Genomic DNA, 16642 nt, shown 5'->3' with positions numbered 1-16642 from the left:
TTGTCGACGGTGATGATCGAGACCGATGGCTGGCTGCCGCCGTGGCAGCAGACCTGGGCGCTGCTAGATGCCGAACCGGCGGCGAGCGAACTGGGCGCGGTGCTGGCGGCCTGGAGCGAGCCGCAGCGCCACTACCACGACCTGCGCCACCTGCGCGATTGCCTGAATCGGTGGTCGGCTTGGCAACACCAGGCCAAGCACCCCGGCGAGGTGGCGCTGGCCGTCTGGTACCACGACGCGGTCTACCTGCCGCAGGCCACCGACAACGAGCGCCAGAGTGCCGACTGGGCGGTGCGGGCCATGGCCGAGGCCGGGCTCGGCGGCCCGGTGGCCGAACGGGTGCACACCTTGATCATGGCCACCTGCCACGACGCGCCCGCTGCCACGCCCGACGCGCGACTGCTGATCGACATCGACCTGGCGGTGCTCGGTGCGCCTGCACCGCGCTTCGCAGCCTACGACGCCGACGTGCGGCAGGAGTACGCCTGGGTGCCCGAGGCGCTGTACCGGCGCAAGCGCGCCGAGGTGTTGCAGCACTTCTTGCAGCGCCCGCGGCTCTACGTCACCGAGGCGGCCTTCAACGAACTGGAAGCACAGGCCCGGCGCAACCTGGCCGCGGCGCTGGCTGCGCTCGGCGGCTGAACTCGACTGCTGCAAGTCGGCGCCGATGCCTGATGCGGGCTACGACCGGTCCCAGGGATCCCCGACCCACAGCGCGATCGCGCTGAAGTTGTCCTGGTTCGGCACGTTCTGCGCCTCGATGCAACCGCGCATCAGTTGCAGCCAGTGCTGCGGCGTGTCGGCGTTGTTCAGGGTCTCGATGAGCTGCGCTTCGCTCAGGCTGTCCCACCAGCCGTCGCTGCACAGCAGGTAGGCATCCCCCTCTTCGACCGTCTCGGGGCCGCTCACGGTATGCGGCGCGAGTTCTTCGTCCAGGCCCAAGGCCGCGACGAGCTGGTTCTTGTGCGGGTGCTTGCGCGCCTGGGCCAGCGTCAGCAGGCCGGCGTCGAGCAGGTCTTGCACCACGCTGTCATCGCGCGTCACGAAGTCGACACGGCCGCCGCGCAGGCGATACAGGCGCGAGTCGCCCACGTGCGACCACAGCGCCTGCTGGCGCGTCGGGTCGACCCACAGCAGCACGGCGGTGGTCAGCATGCGCTCGGTGAGCGGCACGTCGCCCTGCCCTTGCCGGACTTCGGTGTTGGCGATGCGCAGCGCATCGGCCAACGCCTCGGGTGACCACAGGCTCACACGCTCGATCGATTGCGCCTCCAGCGCCTGCACGGCACGCGCCGAGGCCACGGCGCCGGCGCGATGCCCGCCGGCACCGTCGGCCAGCACGGCGTACCAAGCCAGGCCGGCGCGGCCGCAACGCACGTCGTCCTCGTTGGAGCGGCGGGCGCCGATCTCGCTGCAGCTGGCCAGGCTGATGCGAGGCAGCGCGACGGTGCGGGCATCAAGCAGCACTCTTTTCGCGCTCCAAACGTTCAAGCTGCTGCTCGTAGGCCGATAGGAAGGCCTTGCCGAACAGGTTGTGGAAGTCGTCCTGCGCCTCGTCGCGGATCGCCTCGAAGTGCTGCAGGTACAGCTCCCACAGCTTGGCTTTGCGGTTGATCGGCAGCACGCTGTCGAGCACCGAGCGCGCGACCAGCTTGTTCTCCAGCTCGGTCGGCGCAAAACGACGCAGCACGCCTTCAAGTGCGGCGCGCGTGCCGGCCATCGACCCGATCGCATGACCGATCAGGTCGTGCATCGCGTCGTCCATTGCCGCCGGGCCATCGAGAAACCCACGCACCGGCGGCTGCAGCAGCTGCTCCAGCGCCGCTTGCGCGTCGGGTGAGAACTTCAGCGGGTTGTTGTTGCGCGGCTGGATCACCGTCACCTCGGCGCGCAGTTCATGTTTGGTCGCCGCGCGCACGGCCATCAGCTGCAGGCTGCCGCCCACCGCCGTGCGCAGCAGGCCGCCGATCACGCGCATCAGGTCGGGGTTCAGCCCCTGCGGGGGGTCGAGCTTGATGCCCGCGCCATCGCAGAACGCTCGCCACAGTGCAGCGGTATCAGCGTCATGGGCGCCATGGGGGACGGGCGCCGCGACATGGCTCACGGGCGGCGGCGGCGGCGCAGCCACCGGCACGGGTGCCGGTGCCGGTACCGGCTCCAGCGCCGCCGGCACCGTCACCGGCTCGGCCGGGGACGGTCGTATCGCCGGTGGCCTGAAGGCTGCGTTCAACTCCGGGGTATGGTCTGGCCACGCGGCGGCACTGGCCGCCGGCGCAGGCGCTGCCGCAGCGGGCGCGGCACCGGCCATGAAGGCGGCCAGCGGATCGCCGCTGCTGCCGCCACGCAACCCGAACAGGTCATCGATCGACTCGCCACCGCTGCTGGGCACCAGGTCGCCAAACACGCTGCCGTCGGGGGGCGCGGCCCTCGGCGGGTCGGCCGGCCGCGGCGCCGTGGCAAAGGGATCGAAATCGTCCGGCAGCCGCGGGCTGAGCGAAGGGGCCACGCCGCCGGACAAGCCGGAATCGCCCAGCAGGTCGGCGAACGGGTTGGCGCCGAGCGGTGCCGGCGCCGGACGCCGGGTCGGCGTTTGCGGGTCGCGCCGCAGCAGCGTCGGGCCCTCGGTGACGGTGCGGGCGTCGTCGCCAGCCTCGAGCAGGTAGCCGCCGATCAACAACCGCTCGCCATGGCGCAGCGGGGCAGATTCACCCTGTGCCAACGATCGCCCGCCCACGCTGATCGGGTTGGCGCTGCCGACGTTGCGGATGACATAGCCCTGGCCGGTGGCCACGATCTGCGCATGCTGGCGCGAGATGTGACGCTCCGGGTCCGGCAGGGCCATGGTGTTGTGGTCGGCGCGGCCGATGGTGCCGCCCTGCGCGCCGAACTGCGCGGTGATGGGTTGGGTGAGAGGTTGCTCGTTCAGCGATAACACCCGCAATGTCAATGTCATGTCACTCACCCCCTCGTTGCCGCCACGACGGGCTGTACTGTGATGGTCATGGCCGGTCGCCTTCCTATCAATGACCAAAGGTCACGCCGCATGGCCCGCTGCCAACGGGCGCTGCCGCCGCCAGGCCGGCGCAGCGCGTCGCGCCCCAGGCGCCGTGCAGTGCCTTGCGACAGCGGCGCGTTGACCCGAAGGCCAGCGGCAAACCACGTGCCGCATCCGGCGAAGCGGCGCTCGGGGCCAGCAGGTGATCCAGCGCGCGCCCTTCTTTCGAGCCGGCGCACCCGGTGCCACCGCTCGTGCGGCGCACGCACCAACGCTGAACGCACATGCCGCGGCACCGCGCTCGCTTCGGCGTGTTGTTCAACATGGGTAATCGGAAGGCGCAGCAGCCCGCTGGGCGCGTGGCGCATGGGGACGGCAGAAGACACAAGACATGCTCGGCTGCCACCGAGGGCGCCGCAATGTCCGAAAGTCACCTGCCAACGGGCACGGCTTGTCGCAAACTCCACCGCGCCCAGGCCAGAATTCGGAGCGCCATGTCTTTCACGCCGACGTTGACCAAGCGCGCCTTGCTCCTCAGCACCGCGGCATGCTTGCTCGTGGCGTGTGAGACCCCGCCGCCATCGCCGACCACCAACGAGCCCGCACCGGCGCCGGTGGCGCCGCCAGCACCTCGCCCCGCCGACCCAGCACCGCCACCCGCCCCCACAGGCCCGGCCTCACCCGCCGCCCAGGCCCAGGCACAAAGAACGGCGATGGTGGCGGTGAACCTGTTGGAGACGGGCCACGAAGACCAGGCCCGCGTCGAGCTGCAGAACGCGCTGGCGCTGGACCCGCACAACAAACTGGCGCTGAACCTGACGCGCCAGTTGGCTGTCGACCCGGTGGCGATGCTGGGACGTGAATCCTTCGCCTACACCGTGCGGCCGAGCGACACGCTGTCGCAGATCGCCGGCCGCTTCCTCGGCGACATCTACGCCTTCTACATCCTGGCGCGCTACAACGACATCAAGGTGCCGCGCCAGGTGGCCGGCGGTCAGGTCATCCGCATCCCCGGCAAGGCGCCGCCGCCCGGCGCGCTGGAGCGTGAAGCCCGCCGCGCAGAAACGTCCGCGCCGGCATCTGCCCCCGTCGCGCCCCCCACTCCCCCCGCCCCGCCGCCGCAACCCGAGCCGACGGCGGGGATGCTGGCGTTGCGCGCGGCCGAGAATGCGGAGCGCGCAGGCGACCTGGAACGCGCGGCCAATGAATACAGACGCGCCGCCAGCCTGGACCAGCCCGCAGCCGCCGGCAAGGCCGAGGAGCTGCGCAAACGCCTGGTCTCGCGCTACACCGTCAATGCCCGCACGGCCTTCGTCAAGCAAGACCTGACCGGCTCGATCCGCGCCTGGGACAAGGTGCTGGAGCTGGATCCCAACAACGACACCGCCAAGCTCGAACGGCAGAAAGCCCTGATGCTGCAGAAGAAGGTCGAGGGGCTGAAGTGAAGCAGCGGGCCGGCTCGACCCTTGACGGCCGCGCACCCGATGCCGACTCGACGGCCACTGCCGGACCCCACCGACCCCGGTGATCTATGGTGGACTGGGCCGCTTGAGCGGCTTCAGCACTTCGGCGGCGCGACCACTGCCCTTGTCGGTCTCGGCGCCGTTGGCGCGGCCGGCTGCTGACGCGGCGCCCTTCGCCACGGGCGCGGCCTCGGTGCCGCCGCCTCCGCGTTTTCCCAGCGTCACCCGCGAGAATCGCCCCAGGTAGCTGCGCCGGTTGCGCTCGCGTTCGATCGCCCGCAATGCGTCGGCCGCCTGTGCATGGCCCGGCTGAAGCTGCAACACATGCAGGTACTGCGTTTGCGCACCATCCAGGTCGCCGCGGCGGCGCGCCTGTTCGGCCCGGCGAAGGTGATCACCAGCATCTGCCTCGGCCCGGGCCTGGGCTTGGTCCAGCCGGTCCTGGTAGGCCACGACACCGGGCCTCAGCAGCACGAGCACCTCCCACGCGTCCGCCGCCTCGGCGTGGCGCCCTTGCTGCGTGAACTGAAGCGCCCGCTCCTGCTGGGCACGCTCAAAGGCCGCCAACGGTGTGTCCGTGCTCGACATGGTCGGCAGCGACGTCGCCCCCGACGGCTCGCGTGGCGGCGTGCTGCTGCAGGCAGCCAGCCACAGACACAGCGCCACCCCACCAAGCCGGCAAGCAAACAACCGTTGCTTCATGGCTTGACGAACCGCTTGGAGGTTTCGAGCCTGGCCTTGAAAGCCTCCAGGTCGTGGTCGCCGAAGATCATCGTCCGGTGCAACATCAAGGGCTGCGCGAAGAAGGCATTGCCACCCGGGTTGACGGTGACGGCCAGCGTGTAGCTCTGCTTCGCCAGCGATGCGAGTACCGCCTCGTTCGCATCGCCAAACGGCAACGCGTAGTGCTTCACCGAGCCCGCAAGCTTGCGCTCGAGCAGCTCGCGTGGCGCACGCATCTCGACCTCCAGCGCCCGGCGGTAGAGCTCGTCGGTTTCATCGGGGCCGCGTTCGATCAGGTTGCGGTGCGATTTGGAGTGCGCCTGGATGTCGATCAGCCCAGACGCGCTCAACTCCTGCAGCTGCGCCCAGTTCAGCGCGTCGCCGGCGCCGATGAAATCGGTGTAGACGAAGACGGTCGCTGGAAAGCCGTGCTTGCGCAGCAGCGGGAATGCCACGCGGTGGACGGATTCATAGCCGTCGTCGATCGTGATGACCACCGAGCGGCGCTGCAGGGCCTGCTCGCCCTTCAGGTAGGCCACCAGGTCGGCCAGGCGGATCACGCGGTAGCCGTTGCGGCTCAACCATTCGAGCTGCGCCGCAAAACTGGCTGCCGACACCGTCATCTTGCCGCCGCCGGCACCGAAGCGGTGGTAGCAGAGGATGGGCACGGTCTGGTACTCGCCACCGCGCACCCCCATCGGGTTCGGGCTCTTCAGCGGCACCACCAGCGGCTGGCCGGGCTCGGCACGATCGACCTGGTTGTACTCGCCGATCACCCAGTCGCGCTCTTCGCTGCCCAGCAGGCTGGCGGCGATCGAACGCAGGTCCTCGCCCGGCGCCGGCAGGTAGACCACGAAGCGGTCGTTGCGCGCGATCACCTCGCCGCCCACGGTGGGCCTGGCGTGCGGCGGCACAGCCGGCGGGCTGGGCGGCGCAAGCGACTTGGTGGAGCATCCCGCCAGCGCGACCAGCATCAGCGCCCACACCCGGCCCAGCATGACGGGCGGTGTGCGTGGCCCGCGGCCGACGCGACGGTACGAACCGTCCCCGCTCATGGCCGCCTCACGCCGGGCCTTGCCCGCTGCGCGCCGAGGTGTGCGGCTCCACTTCGTCGGTCGCTGCAGCGCGTGCGGCGGTCGGCAAGGGGGCAGATCCGACACGCACCGGCGTCTCCGGCCCGGACATCCCGGTCGGTGTCGCCATCTCGCCGCCCGACAGCGACTGCAGCGCCTGGGCCATCCGATCGAACGCGACGTAGAGCAAGCCGAACTCGTCCTTGCGCTGCTCGCGGATGCGGTAGTCGAAGCGCCCCTTGGCGATCTCGTCCATCGAATCGCTGAGCAGCTGGATCGGCTTCGCAAACCAGTTGGCGACGAAGTACATCGCCACCGCCACCGCCAGCACGGTGACGACCACCAGCACGGCCATCAACACCATCGACAGCTGTGCCACACGCTCCAAGGGCTTCTCCGGCAGACCCAGCGCCACCCGACCGACCTGTTTGCCCTGGAAGGTGATGGGCGACTCGAACCCGAGCATCGGCTCGTCATGCGCCCGGTAGCGCGACACCACGACACCGCCGGACCGCGTGCCCAGCGACTCACCAGGCGGCGCCTGGAACGCCTGGCCGACCTGTGCCGGATCGCTCGCCGCGCGCACCACGCCTTGCCGATCGATCACCGCGACGCTGTCGAAATCCTTGGTCTTCATGATCTCTTGCAGCGCCACGTCGACCACGACCCAGTCTTCTGCAAGTGCCGACACCGCGTTCTGCGCGGCGATGAAGCGCGCCAGCGCCGCCCCGGAGTCACTGACCTGCCCCATCATCGCGGCGTACTGGCGCTGCGTGATCACCGACGCGGTCAGCCCCATCACCACCGCGACCACCAGCGCCATCGTCGCAGCCCACTTGACGCGCAACGGCACGATGCGCGGCTTGTTCTCGCCGCGCGCGGCCTCGTCGATGCCGACCAGCACGCGGCTCAAGGCATCGGCCAACTCGCGTCCGGTGGCAAAGCGGCGATCGGGCGCCTTGGCCAGGCAACGCTCGACCACGCGGCGCAGCGACGCTGGCAGCCCCGGCCGCAGTTTTTCCATCGGCGGCGGGTCTTCCTTCGCAATCTTCAGCGCCAGCGTCACCAAGCTGTCGCCCTGGAACGGCCGCTGCCCGGTCAGCAGTTGGTAGAGCACGATGCCGGCCGAGAACAGATCCGATCGGCCGTCGATCTTCTCGCCCTGCGTCTGCTCGGGCGACATGTACTGCGGCGTGCCGAGGATGTCGCCGACACGCGTGCGCTGCTCGCCACCCGTCACGGTCGCGTCCATGTGCGCGATGCCGAAATCGGTGACCTTGATCGTCTGCGTGCCCTTGAGCCGCATGATGTTGCCGGGCTTGATGTCGCGGTGGACGATGCCCCGCGCATGCGCGTAATCCAGCGCACGAGCTAGCTGGATGCCGATGATCACCACCTCGCGCAGCGGCAGCAGGTGCCCGCCCGGCATCAGGTCGCTCAACGAATCGCCGGCCAGCAACTCCATCGCCATGTACGGCCGGCCCTCGATCTCGCCCACATCGTGCACCGTGACGATGTTCGGGTGCGACAAGCCGCCGGCCGCGCGCGCCTCGCGCAAGAAGCGCGAGCGGTATTCGTCGTCTTCGCACAGCGACGCGTGCAGGAACTTGATCGCCACGTCGCGCCCGATCTGCGGATCGTGCGCCCTGAACACCGTGGCCATGCCCCCGCGCCCCAGGCGCTCGCGGATCTCGTAGCGGCCCACCTGCCGCATCGTCGGGTCCGCGGCCTGGGCGCCGCCGGGCAGCGTTTCGCCGGCATGAACGCGCGGGATTTCGCGTTGAACCGGCGGCTTGACGGCCGCGTGCCTGACCGGGGCGATGCGGGTGGCGTCGTCGTCGGGCTCAGGCGGCGAGGCACCATTCGTGCCAGGCGCAGCCGGCCCCGGACGGTCGGTCGGTTCGTCGGAACTGGCGGGAGCAGGCATGGCAGGGCATCAGGCAGAGTAGCTCGCCTATCCTGGCCGCCGGGGCACGCTGGCGCAATGACCAAAAGTCACTCCTCACCGGGTCAAGGTGGCACCGCTATCCCCGGCCTCGGCCTTGTCGCCCTCCCTTGCGCTCAGCGGGGTGATGCAGCCTCAAGGAGGCGCCGTTGCCGCCAGGCCGGCGCCGAAGTATTGAAAAGGACGCTGCCCGGTTGAAGCAGGCACAGCACTTGCGCGGCAATCCGCCGGTGTCGTTGCGAACCAATCTTGAGAATGGCGAAGCAACGCTCCACCGTCGGCACTTCGCCCCGCAAATAACGCCCCTGATCGGACAACCGTGAGCCCTGGCTATCCCACCAGGCTGCGATCTTGGCCGGGTCTAGCCATGGCAGGCTGGCATCCTCACGCATGGCGACCTCGACATCGGCCGAAGCATCACCAACGCAGTCGTCGGCGATCGGTCTATCATCGCGCGGCAGTTGCATCGCGCGGGTATCTGCCCCCGTCACGAGCTCAAACGCTTCACCCGCAACGCGCGCCAGGCACGCGTCGTTCATCCGCTCGATCAACCACCCGGCGTATCGCGGACAGCCCAGGATGCCGACGCTCTGGATGATCAACCGCTGATCAACGCACTCATCGTGCATCCGCCTCAAGAGGGCGTGTCCCTTCGACAAGTCCATCGCTTGAAGCGCAATCTCGATGGCCTGTCGGCGCATGTTCAGAGGCAAGCTCGTGTTCAGCCCCATTTGCGCCAGGAGGTCCACAGCGTGCATGCGGTCGCCTGTCAGTACGGCCGAGCGCGCCGCCCAGAACGTCCGATGGTCCTGAGGTGCGTGGAGCAGTTCCTCGCACCGCGCACGCAAACTCACGACCCCAAGCTCGCCGACCGCCCGCAACGCGACCATGCTCAGCCTCGGATCAGCGCTCCTGCACCAGGCGCCGAGCAACGGACCTGGATCGACGCGGTGTTCCAGACATGAACTCAGCCCTACCAGGCAATGGAATGGAGAGTCAGAGCCCAGCAGCGCCTTCACCGTTCCCTTCAGGTCTTGCGGGGAAGCCCAGTTGAACGCTCCCACCAGCCCCGACCACAGCGAAGGCTCCGCCTCCACGACGGCCAGCAGCGGCGAAAGTCGCTCGGCCGTATTTGCCTCCAGGGCAAGCGTCACCGCGGTGAAGATCTCCCCGCTGCCAGCGTTGCCCAGCGCCTCACGGCAGGCGAGCCAACCACGCTGCTGCGTCGTACGGATGCCGTCCAGGTGCGCCTCGATGCGCTCATCGAGGTCGTCGAGATCGTCGAGCGACACGTCCGCGCGCGCCAGATAGGACGTTCTCAGTGTCGCGAGGAACGAAGCCTCTTCGCAGTGCTGCTCGAGGATCGAAGGGATGACGCGCGGCTGATTCATGCGCGGACAGCGGCCGACCGCTCCCAGGCCGTCCGCGATCGAAATGGGGGTGACGGGGCCCCCGGCGCCGGCCCGACGATGCAGGCGGCTCTCAGGCCATTGTCGGAAGAGGCTTCGCAAACGCCCCAAGGGCCGCTGGCGTGGCCCCGGTGAATGGATGTCGCCGCGGCAATCAACCCCAGCGCCCCGGCCGCGACACCTACGTCACCAACGCTGCTGGCCGCGTAGTTCACTGACATGTGCTCACGACGGGTCCGGTAGAACCGAGTGCTCGCCAGCAGCGATTCCCAGGAGCGGTAGCGTTCCCCGTTCATGTCGGATACCCTGAAGGACAACAAGGGCTCGGCACAACCCGCATCCTTCGATGCGGCCTCGAGTGCTTCCACCAGCGCCAATCCGGTCGAGAAGCGCTCGCCGAGGATGGTGTCCTGCTCCTGCGCGACGCCCACGCCGACCACCTGCGCCAGCGCCGGAGTCGACCAGCCCTGCTGCGTGACCGCCACGAAGGCCGCCCCTTCCGCGGGGATCACGCCCTGCGGGTTGGACTCGTCATGAAGACGGTGGCCGGCGCGAAGCCGCTCCACATCCACCTGATTCACAAGAGAGTCCACACCGCCCACCACGCAAGCCTCGACGTCACTGAGCGAGAGGAGTTGGCGAGCGCGGGCAAGCCCTCTCAGGGCCGAAGCGTGCCCATCGTCCAGGACCTGCGACAGCGGATGCATCCGTAGCTGCAGCCGCCTTTGCACCGCTTGCAGGACGGCCTCCCCGCTGAGTCCATCCATGCCGGGATGCGCACGATGGGAGTCAGGCAAGGCCAGCAAGAGCGCCACCCGATGGCTGTGCACAGGCAGTGAATCCAGGCACTCGCGCAGCGCCAGGGCTGCCATGTTGACCAGCCACTCGGTCGGAGATCGCTTGAGGCGGCGCGCCGCCGGCACTTGGCCGACGCACACCGGCTCTGCCGGTGGCGGCAGCAGGCTGACACGCCCGAAGCCTGACAACCTGGCCCGCATGGCGGCACAGGTCTGCCCAGCAGTGAGCCCTACGGCGGTAACGGCCCCGCAGCCCGCGATCAGCAGCGCCGACGTCATGAATCAACTCCCGCGACGCGCCGCACCGAATGGGCCACGGCACGCATGACTGGATGGGCGCCGGAGCGTGACGGGCCGTCGCATCTCATTGCGTGAAGGCCGGCCGCGATGGCCATGCGCCGTCATGGCCGGACAGGTCCACGAAGCGCTTGCCCGATCGCCGGGCACGAACCCAGGCCGGCGTCATCTGGCCGACGACGATCTCACGCAGGGCGGGTCGATTCCGGCGCGTCGCAACGCAGGCGCGGCAGATCAGTGTGAGCTGCTTGAGATCCGGTTCGATCAGCACGGTGTCCATGCGAAGGGGCAGCTCTTCCATTCGATCGTTGAACAGCAGGCGCACCGGCACGTCAAGCCGTGGCAAGCTGAATTGCCAGAGGCCCTCCGGAGTCAGGTTGTGCAGTGTCACCGGCTCACCCCCGCGCAGGCTGGTGCTCTGCTGGTCGGGGGGCGCGGCCTGGTAGTGACGCGCATCGAAGTCCGTCGGCAGCAGCGGCCATTGCTGCGCCAACCACGCATCGTCGTAGGTTCCCGCCCACGCCAGGCGCGGTTGCCATCCTCTGGCCACCACGCCCAAACCAGCGGGCTTGGGGGTGTCAGATCGAGTGGCCTGCCGGTTGTTCGGGTACTCGATGTTGGGCAGCTCAGTGCGGATGTCCGGGTCATAGGACGGCACGCCGCGGAACCCAAGCCCCGACAGATTCCGGGGCTCCGCTGCGTGCTTGTGCGGATCGTCCGACCTCATGTCGATACCACCGAAAGCACGCTCATACACGATCGGCATGCGCTCAAAGGGCTCAGGGCTCGACGCGCCGCCGCCGAAGGTGCCCTTGCGCCAGCTCCTGTCGCCGCTCACCAGCAGTTCCTTGCGCACATCGCCAACCACCATGCCAACCGGCACCGATGTGGCCAGGCGCCCCGGCGGTGCATAGGCGTGGCCGTTGACAAGCACATCGACCGCAGGCTTGTACAAGGCAATGTCGCTCTCTCTTCGCACGCTGGCGATGTGCGGCGGGCCGTTGTGCACATCCGCGAACTCGAGCGCCGGCTGCTTTGCCGCCACCGACAGCCCCCCTGAAAGATCCTCATGCACGAACGTGGCCGAAACGACCAGCAGCACGACCTCTTGCCCCTGCTTGTCCGGCAGCACGAACTTGCCCACCGTGAACGGCGTGCGGTTGTCCAGGTAAGTCTGGAATGACATGTCAGATCCAGCGCCCCTCGGCGTCGATCCCCATCGGCCAGTACGGCATGCAGGCAAGCACGGCAACCATGTCGTCCGAAGCCGGTGCCGACTGGAGCCAACCCAGCAGGAATTGTTCAGGACGGACAGAGCGCTCCGCCGTCGTCGTCTTGTTCAGTGCATCGCACGCCAGCCAGTACCGACGAACCAGCGCAACGAAGAACGGCTGGGCGGCGGGCCCGGCGGGGTATGTATTCCACATCTCCTTCTCGGCGTCTTCCGCCGAGTTGCCCTGAGAGGCCCAGCCACCGAGTTCGCCAAGCCAGGTCTGCCAGGCCAGCGTCACCGCAGGGCGCAGTTCATCGCAGTAGCGCTCGAACAGCTCAGCATGCGCAGCCGACGCGCCAGCGATGTCGTTCGAAGCGATATGGGCGTCCCAGCGGTCGACATCCATCGGACCGTTCAATAGCCGGAACAGGCCTTTGCGGATACGTGTCTCAGCGATATTCACCATGCCCCACACCTTCCATCCTGACGCTTCAGATCGCCCGATCGTTCTCTTCGCCCATGGGCGAAAAGACCATCAAGTTCATCAACTCCGCGAGATCGTCGCGGCGGCCATAAAGCATTTCGACCAGAAACCTGGGCGGGTCGATCTCCCATTCCGGCCCCCAGTCATCGATGGTCTCGTTCGCCGCTGCCGTGTCGTCATCCTCGACGCCCCAACCGTCCTGCTGCGACGCGTCGGCCTGCTGCACCTTCTGCAGGTAGGCGGCCCGAACCTCCTCGTTCAGCTGCTCGCAGGCGATGTAGTACTTGCGATAGGCCGCCAGAACCAGCGGATGGCCGGATCGCCCTGCCGGCCATCTGCTTCGGACGCGCTCTTCGGCCTCATCCCCCGTCGCGCCACGGGCGCGTTCGGCATCGAGCAGGCGCTGCCACCATCGGGACGTCGCCACATCGGCGCTGCCGAGCTCGTCGACGTACTTGCCAAACAAGACCTGGTATCTATTCAAGATCACTCTCCAACGGTGCTCACGCCAATGCGGCCAACAAGGTACCGGCCGCCTTGGCGGCTTCCAGAGGTTTGAACGCGGACGACATATGCCCGCCCTGACTGCGCGAATGCTTGGTGCAATGCCCCCGTGGCACGGCCTGCTGGCTGCTGGCCCAGGCCGTGAAGTCGGCCGGCTTCATGTGGCAACCGCCCATGACCCAGGCCACGACCAGAGGGGGCTGGTGGTCGGCCACGGTCGCCAAACCCGTGCAGGGTGCGCGCCAGCACGCTTCACCCTTGGCGGCCTGGGCGGCGCTTTGGGCCGGAGTCGGTCCCCAGGCACTGGGCCGCGGGCTCGGATACGGGGGACAAGGCTTGCTCTGACCATGCGCTGCATTGAAGGCCGTGACGGCCGCCATGTCGACAATGCCGTAGGGCGTCGACGCTGCGGCCTGCCCCATCTGGTCGCCGTGCCGGCAGACACCTTTGCCCTCGATCTTGACGGTGTGCGACCAAACGGCGAAGTAGGCCTTGCCCTTGGTCTTGTGCGTGACCACGTTGCCGCCCTGCGTGCCGGCTTCGTCGCCCACGCTGGTCGTGACCTCGGACTGGTCCTCGAGCGCCGTTTCTTCGCCATCGATCTTGACCGACTTGCTCCCTTTCGCAAGGTCCGAGGCTGACACATTGTTGACGTACGGGACGGGCACCGGGCCCGTCGGTGGCGGCGGCGGCGTCAGGCAGACATCACCCGGCGCAACGGCCTTGCCGCCGCTGCCCTTGTGAAACAACCCCATGCCTTCAGCGTAGACGGTCAGGCCCATGGGCACTTGATCTCAGTTGAGGTCGACGCTGCCACCCTTGATGCGATTCGGGCCGCTCGAGTAGCTCACCAGATGGGTACCCTCGATCAGCACCTTGCCTGCCTTGGTCAGCGTGATGCTGGCCTTGCCGCAACGCAATACGAGTTGCTCTTTCGCGCCGATCTGCAGACGTTGCCCATCGAGATCGACTTCGACCTGCGCTGGCGCCTCCTCCAAAGGCCAGGTATCGCCGCCACGCAGCAGGCCCATCACGATGGGGCAATCGGCGCGGCCGTTCTCGAACATCAACACCACGGGCTGCCCGACATGGCGACCGTGGAGGTCGACGACGCTTCGTGCCGGCAGCGCCGCGGTACCGAGTTGGCCTTCGAATCGGATCAACGGCGTGCGCGACTCGCGGACGATGGCGATCAGTTCACCGACGACCACCTGCGGCAGCGGTTCGGGACGCGGCGACACGGTGCGTGCCGACAGCAGGGGCTGCAGCAGATCGGCCCCATCCAGCACGCCGCCCAGTTCTTCGCTCAAGTCATCGCCACGCATGGGACCTTGCTTGCCATCCATCAGTTCTGGTGGACGTTGGAGCCCTTGGTGACAATGTCGCCGCCCGCCTTGAGGTTGATTTTCCCCGAGGCGTCAAGCGTGATGTCCTTGCCCTTGATGATGACGGTGCCGTCCTTCTTCAGAGTGATGCTGGCATCGCCTGCGGTGAGCGCGATCGAGTCGCCGGCACTGACGGCCACCTTGCCGGTCACGTTGAACGTGTCGTCCCCACCGACGTCGGTGGCACGCTTTCCCGCGACGGAACGCGCCTCGTCCGCACCGACGACGGTCGACAGCTTGGCGCCTACCTTGACGTCGCGCCCGGTGCCCACCGTGACGCTCTGAGATCCGATCACCTTCACACTTTGCGAGGCGCCGACAAGCGTACTCTGGGCGGCCCCGACGGCGATGCTTTGAACGGCGCCGACGGTGATCGACTGAAGTCCGCCGATGGCCACTTCCTGGGCACCGCCGATGCCGATGGTTTCATTGACGCCGACGAGATGCGTGCGTTGCAAGGTGACGGACGCGGTCTCGCTCGCGCTGACAGTAATCGTTCGGTTGCCCGTCACGCTGATCGTCTCGTTGCCGCCGACGCTCTCGGTACGGTTCGCAGTGATCGTGATGGTCTCGTTGGCACCAACGTCCTCGGTGCGGTTCGCCCCGATGCTGATCTTTTCGTTGCTGCCGACCTTTTCGGTGCGGTCGACGCCGATCGTGATCGTCTCGTTGTTGTCTACCGTCTCCGTGCGGTCGTGCTTGACGTGCGTCGTCTCGTCGTTGTCGATCGTCTTCTTGCGGTCGTGTCCGACCCAGTGGGTCTCGTCGTTCTCGACTTCGATGTCCTGGTTCTTCTCGGCGTGGATCCAGAGCTGCTCGCTGCCCGCCTTGTCTTCGAAGCGGATCGCGTTGGCGTTGCCATAACCGCCGCCCTTGCTGGAGCGCGTCAGGAAGCCGCTTTGCGTCGCGTTGGCGGGCAGGTCCCAGGGCGGCAGGTTCTCGCCGTTGTAGGTGCGGCCGACGATCAGCGGTGCGTCGGGGTCGCCTTCGAGGAAGCTGACCACCACCTCTTGCCCGATGCGCGGGATGTGGATACCGCCGAAGTTCGAACCCGCCCACGGGTAGGCCACGCTGACCCAGCATGAGCTTTTCTCGTCCCGCTGCCCGCGCCGGTCCCAGTGGAACTGCACCTTCACCCGGCCGTACTTGTCGGTGAAGATCTCTTCACCTGCCGGGCCTGTGACGGTCGCCGTCTGCGGCCCGGCCACCTGCGGCTTGGGCGTGCGGCGCGGTGGGCGGTATTGCTGGCTCGAGATGATGGCGCCGAATCCGCACATCAGCCGCGCCTCGCCGCCCTCGCCTGCTTCGTTGGCGGGTTGGCGCACCTGCAGCTGGGTCGAGGTGATCAGGTACTCGGCGTTCTGGTCGTCGCGCGGGTGGCGCGTCAGCTTCAGCAGACTGCCGGTGCACACGCCTTGCGCGTTGGTGCCGGCGCTGAAGACTTCGTGTTGCGCCTGCATCTCGTCGAGCCGGTCTTCGGCGTATTGGCTGCCGTGCCCCGTCTGGATGTAGCCGCCGGGGTAGTCGAACACCTCGCCGTCGGACAGGTCGTAGCTGCGGCTGCGTGTCTGGTTCGTCTCCAGCGACGCCGAGGGCCGCTCGAAATCGTAGTCGGTGATGACGACCTTGCCGGGCTTGACGTGGCGCGCCATCGCCCATTGGTTCACGTGCTCCAGCAGCGGCGGCGCCTGGCTCACATTGCCATAGAACGGCAGTGACTCGCAGCCGGGCGCGGCGTCGTGGGCGCTGGCCGAATCACACAGCACCAGCTTGTGGTCACCTTCGCTGTGATCGAAGAACCAGTAGATGCCCTCATGCTCCAACAGCCGCGCGACGAAGTTGAAATCGGTCTCGCGGTACTGCACGCAGTACGTCCACGGGCGATAGCTGCGAAACAGCTTTTGTTCGAAGCGTGCCACCGGGTGGTCGTTGAAGACCGACTTGACGATGTCGGGCACCGTCATGTCTTGGAAGATGCGGCAATCGGTGGTGCGCGTGAGCAGCCACAGCCAGGGCCGCAGCGTCATCTCGTAAATGAAGTACTTGCCCTCGAAACCACCTTGCGCGAACCGTGCGACGTAGCCGTTCAGGTGCCGCTTGGCGTCGTCGCGGAAGGCCAGCGTCAGCGTGACGGGTTTGCCCAGCAGCTCATCGGGCGCGATGTCCTTCTTCTCGCTGAGCAAGACCAGCTGCATCTCGCCGAGCTCGCTGATGCCTTCGCGCGAGACGCACGATTGCACGCGCAGCAGATCAGGAGCGAGCGGGGTTTTGAGCTGACAGGGGCTGGGCATGGCTTGGCGAACACGTCGCAGCGTGTTGCCCGACGGTAGCCGCCCGCCACCCGGCGGGTAAAG

At 67.7% G+C, this 16642-nt stretch carries 15 protein-coding genes; 2 read left to right on the top strand and 13 right to left on the bottom strand.

All coding sequences use genetic code 11. From position 1 onward, the window contains the following. The first annotated feature begins 9 nt into the window (after positions 1-9). Entirely contained in the window at positions 10-642 is a 633-nt protein-coding gene (locus VFY73_RS21495) for an N-methyl-D-aspartate receptor NMDAR2C subunit (protein ID WP_414654506.1), read from the top strand. 39 nt (positions 643-681) lie between these two features. On the opposite strand, the gene VFY73_RS21490 is transcribed toward VFY73_RS21495, so the two are convergent. Both VFY73_RS21490 and tagH read right to left on the bottom strand, forming a co-directional pair. Continuing rightward, the gene (locus VFY73_RS21490) at positions 682-1467 is read right to left on the bottom strand and encodes a PP2C family protein-serine/threonine phosphatase (protein ID WP_329722638.1); all 786 of its coding nucleotides are present in this window, start codon (positions 1465-1467) and stop codon (positions 682-684) included. Then, positions 1457-2953 (bottom strand): type VI secretion system-associated FHA domain protein TagH, encoded by a 1497-nt coding sequence (tagH, locus tag VFY73_RS21485; RefSeq protein WP_329722636.1) that lies wholly within the window; start codon positions 2951-2953, stop codon positions 1457-1459. The genes VFY73_RS21490 and tagH overlap by 11 nt, the downstream gene beginning before the upstream one ends. Positions 2954-3708: 755 nt before the next feature. On the opposite strand from tagH, the gene VFY73_RS21480 reads away from it, so the two are divergent. Further along, positions 3709-4440 (top strand): LysM domain-containing protein, encoded by a 732-nt coding sequence (locus VFY73_RS21480; RefSeq protein WP_329722634.1) that lies wholly within the window; start codon positions 3709-3711, stop codon positions 4438-4440. A gap of 84 nt (positions 4441-4524) precedes the next feature. Here the strand turns inward: VFY73_RS21480 and VFY73_RS21475 are convergent, their stop codons facing one another. From VFY73_RS21475 to VFY73_RS21425, 11 genes are all read right to left on the bottom strand, one after another. Next, positions 4525-5046, bottom strand: coding sequence for a hypothetical protein (locus VFY73_RS21475; RefSeq protein ID WP_329722632.1), 522 nt, complete (start codon positions 5044-5046; stop codon positions 4525-4527). A 110-nt stretch (positions 5047-5156) separates the two neighbouring features. Then, complete coding sequence (locus tag VFY73_RS21470) at positions 5157-6236, bottom strand: polysaccharide deacetylase family protein (protein ID WP_329722630.1); 1080 nt, start codon at positions 6234-6236, stop codon at positions 5157-5159. A 7-nt stretch (positions 6237-6243) separates the two neighbouring features. After that, the gene (locus VFY73_RS21465; protein ID WP_329722628.1) at positions 6244-8181 is read right to left on the bottom strand and encodes a protein kinase domain-containing protein; all 1938 of its coding nucleotides are present in this window, start codon (positions 8179-8181) and stop codon (positions 6244-6246) included. 134 nt (positions 8182-8315) lie between these two features. After that, complete coding sequence (locus tag VFY73_RS21460; protein ID WP_329722626.1) at positions 8316-9590, bottom strand: TIGR02270 family protein; 1275 nt, start codon at positions 9588-9590, stop codon at positions 8316-8318. Beyond that, a complete protein-coding gene (locus VFY73_RS21455; RefSeq protein WP_329722624.1) occupies positions 9587-10684 on the bottom strand; it encodes a hypothetical protein in 1098 nt (365 codons plus the stop codon). Before VFY73_RS21455 ends, VFY73_RS21460 begins: the two co-directional genes overlap by 4 nt. A gap of 85 nt (positions 10685-10769) precedes the next feature. Then, entirely contained in the window at positions 10770-11846 is a 1077-nt protein-coding gene (locus tag VFY73_RS21450) for a DUF2169 domain-containing protein (RefSeq protein ID WP_329722622.1), read from the bottom strand. Between the two features lie 43 nt (positions 11847-11889). Further along, positions 11890-12381, bottom strand: a complete 492-nt coding sequence (locus VFY73_RS21445) for a hypothetical protein (protein WP_329722620.1) — start codon at positions 12379-12381, stop codon at positions 11890-11892. Between the two features lie 25 nt (positions 12382-12406). Continuing rightward, positions 12407-12883, bottom strand: a complete 477-nt coding sequence (locus tag VFY73_RS21440) for a hypothetical protein (protein ID WP_329722618.1) — start codon at positions 12881-12883, stop codon at positions 12407-12409. A 19-nt stretch (positions 12884-12902) separates the two neighbouring features. After that, positions 12903-13685, bottom strand: a complete 783-nt coding sequence (locus VFY73_RS21435) for a DUF4150 domain-containing protein (protein ID WP_329722616.1) — start codon at positions 13683-13685, stop codon at positions 12903-12905. 12 nt (positions 13686-13697) lie between these two features. After that, positions 13698-14228, bottom strand: a complete 531-nt coding sequence (locus VFY73_RS21430; RefSeq protein ID WP_329722614.1) for a DUF6484 domain-containing protein — start codon at positions 14226-14228, stop codon at positions 13698-13700. A 20-nt stretch (positions 14229-14248) separates the two neighbouring features. Continuing rightward, positions 14249-16579 (bottom strand): type VI secretion system Vgr family protein, encoded by a 2331-nt coding sequence (locus VFY73_RS21425; protein ID WP_329722612.1) that lies wholly within the window; start codon positions 16577-16579, stop codon positions 14249-14251. Positions 16580-16642: the final 63 nt, after the last annotated feature.

The sequence above is a fragment of the Ideonella sp. genome (assembly GCF_036277275.1).
In the GTDB taxonomy this organism is placed as follows: Bacteria; Pseudomonadota; Gammaproteobacteria; order Burkholderiales; family Burkholderiaceae_C; genus Ideonella.
The sequence above is the reverse complement of the archived record's forward strand: the minus strand, read 5'-3'. Positions and strand labels throughout refer to the sequence as shown.